This is a genomic window from Clavibacter lycopersici, from assembly GCF_003576405.1.
Lineage (GTDB): Bacteria > Actinomycetota > Actinomycetes > Actinomycetales > Microbacteriaceae > Clavibacter > Clavibacter lycopersici.
In genome coordinates this window covers 1-2,243 of record NZ_QWGT01000333.1, presented here as the reverse complement: position 1 = coordinate 2,243, position 2,243 = coordinate 1, and the positions used below count along the sequence as shown (strand labels likewise).

Here is a 2,243-nt window from a genome sequence, read left to right as displayed (position 1 = left end):
GGCCCGGAGCGCGCTCGCGGCGAGCATGTCGTTCTGGGCGAGGATCGCCGTGGGCCGCGACGGCAGGTCGAGCAGCACGCCCGCGGCGCGCTCCCCCGCCTCGAGGTCGCGCCCGCCCGCCTCGACGCGGACGGCGTCGGGGAAGACGCTGCGCACGGCGCGGAGCCGCTCGCGGATAGTGCGGTTGACGATGGCCTCGAGGTCGCGGCCCACCGGGAGCACGGGGCCGGGCGGGCCGTCCTCCTCGATGCGCGTCGTGCGCATCAGCACGGCGACGCGGCGGTGGCCGAGGTCGCGCACGTGGCGGGCGAGCTCGCCCATGCCGCGGGCGTCGTCGATGTCGACCACGGCGACGCCCTCCCCGTGCGGACCCTCCACGCCGACCATGGGGATCCGGCGTGCGCGCAGCCCGGGCAGGAGCGCGTCCACCTCCTCGCCGCGGGTGAGGAAGACGACGGCGTCGACGGGCATGCCCTCGAGCAGGGGCGCGGATCCCTCGCGCGGCTCGCGGCGGCCCGGCAGCAGCAGCTGTCCCACGTCGAGCTCGTCGAGCGCCTCGCTGAGGCCCGCCATGGTCGCGAGCGCGACCGGGTTCTGGAACGCCCGGCGGATGCTGCCCGCGACGACGACGCCCACGATGCCCGAGCGGCCGCTCTTCAGGGACCTGGCCGTGGGATCCGGGCCCGCGTAGCCGATGCTGGCGGCGGCGCGCAGGATCCGGGCGCGCGTGGCCGGCGTGATCGAGCCGGTGCTGCGGTACGCGAGCGACGCCGTGGAGGTGGACACGCCCGCGAGGGCGGCCACGTCGGCGAGGGTCACGGAGGTGCGCGGCGAGTTCCTCCTCATGCGCCTCACCCTATTCAGCGGGCGCGGGACGCCGCGCGCGTTCGTCGCCGGGGAGCCCGATCGCCACGCCTCGTTCACTCCCGGGCCACCGTCGGCCCGCACCATCGAAACGATGCGATCCGCATCGCTCCCCCAGCAGAAGGACACCCGACCCGTGATCCCCCGCCGTTCCCTCCTCGCCCTCGCCGCCGCCGCGTCCGCCGCCGTCGCGCTCGCCGGCTGCGCTCCCACCACGAGCACCGAGGCCCAGGCCCAGAACCACGCCGTGACCGACGCATCCGGCACCGTCCGCGTCTTCATCTCCGGCGACACCAACGTCCAGGCCCTCTGGGACGACGGGATCATCCCGGCGTTCGAGAAGGCGAACCCCGGCGCGTCCGTCACCACGACCCTCGACCTCCACGGCGAGCACGACGCGCAGACCATGGCCACGCTCACGAGCTCGGTGCAGGGCGGATCCGACCCCGGCTACGACCTCATCGACGCCGGCTTCACCGCGGCGGCCGGCTCCGGCGGGCTCCTCGCGCCCGTCTCGGCCGACACCATCCCGAACCTCGCGACCGTGCCGGAGACGACCGTGCAGTCCGGCGGCGGCTTCGGGATCCCCTACCGCGCCTCGTCCGTCCTCCTCGCCTACGACTCCACGAAGGTGCAGACCCCGCCGAAGACGCTCGCGGACCTCCTCTCCTGGATCCAGGCCAACCCCGGCGAGTTCGCCTACAACTCCCCGGCCACCGGCGGATCCGGCGCCGCCTTCGTCACGACGGTCCTCGACACGCACATCGACGACGCCACGCGCGAGAAGATGACGACCGGCTACGACCAGTCGCTCGAGGGCGCCTGGGACGCGGGCTTCGACGAGCTCAAAGGCCTGAACGCCTCCATGTACCAGGGCGGCGTCTACCCGAACGGCAACAACCAGGTGCTCGACCTGCTCGGCACGGGCGCCATCGAGATGGCCCCCGTCTGGAGCGACCAGGTCATCACGGCGCAGAAGTCGGGCACGCTGCCCGCGACCGTGAAGTACGCGCAGATCTCCGACCCCGCCTTCACCGGCAGCGCGTCCTTCCTCGGCATCCCGAAGACGGCCGAGCACGCGGACGTCGCGCAGGAGCTCGCCGACTACGTGCTCTCCGCCGAGGGCCAGGGCATCATCGCCAGCACCATCGCGGGGTACCCCGTCATCTCGCTCGACCAGGTGCCCGAGGACCTGAAGGCCCAGTTCGCCTCGGCCGACCCCTCGACGCTGCGCCCCGGCTACTACAGCAAGATGGCGTCGGACATGTCGAACCTCTGGGACCAGAAGGTCCCCGGGCAGTGACGGCCGTCGGGACCGCGGCTCCCGCCGCACCGGCCGTGCGCGCGCGGCGGGTCTCCCCGGAGGCCCGCCGCGCCGG

The 2,243-nt window shown here is 74.0% G+C and carries 2 protein-coding genes; one reads left to right on the top strand and one right to left on the bottom strand.

The window, feature by feature from the left end; all coding sequences use genetic code 11:
• A partial coding sequence (locus DZG00_RS14705) for a LacI family DNA-binding transcriptional regulator (RefSeq protein WP_147360036.1) occupies positions 1 to 846 on the bottom strand: 846 nt, incomplete at its 3' end.
• 112 nt (positions 847 to 958) lie between these two features.
• On the opposite strand from DZG00_RS14705, the gene DZG00_RS14700 reads away from it, so the two are divergent.
• On the top strand, positions 959 to 2,167 hold the full coding sequence (locus DZG00_RS14700; protein WP_233549202.1) for an extracellular solute-binding protein: 1,209 nt from the start codon (positions 959 to 961) through the stop codon (positions 2,165 to 2,167).
• Positions 2,168 to 2,243 lie beyond the last annotated feature (76 nt).

What these genes read in the sequence shown, in the direction of transcription:
- DZG00_RS14700 (WP_233549202.1), top strand. Translation starts at nt 959, where the DNA reads ATGCGATCCGCATCGCTCCCCCAGCAGAAGGACACCCGACCCGTGATC.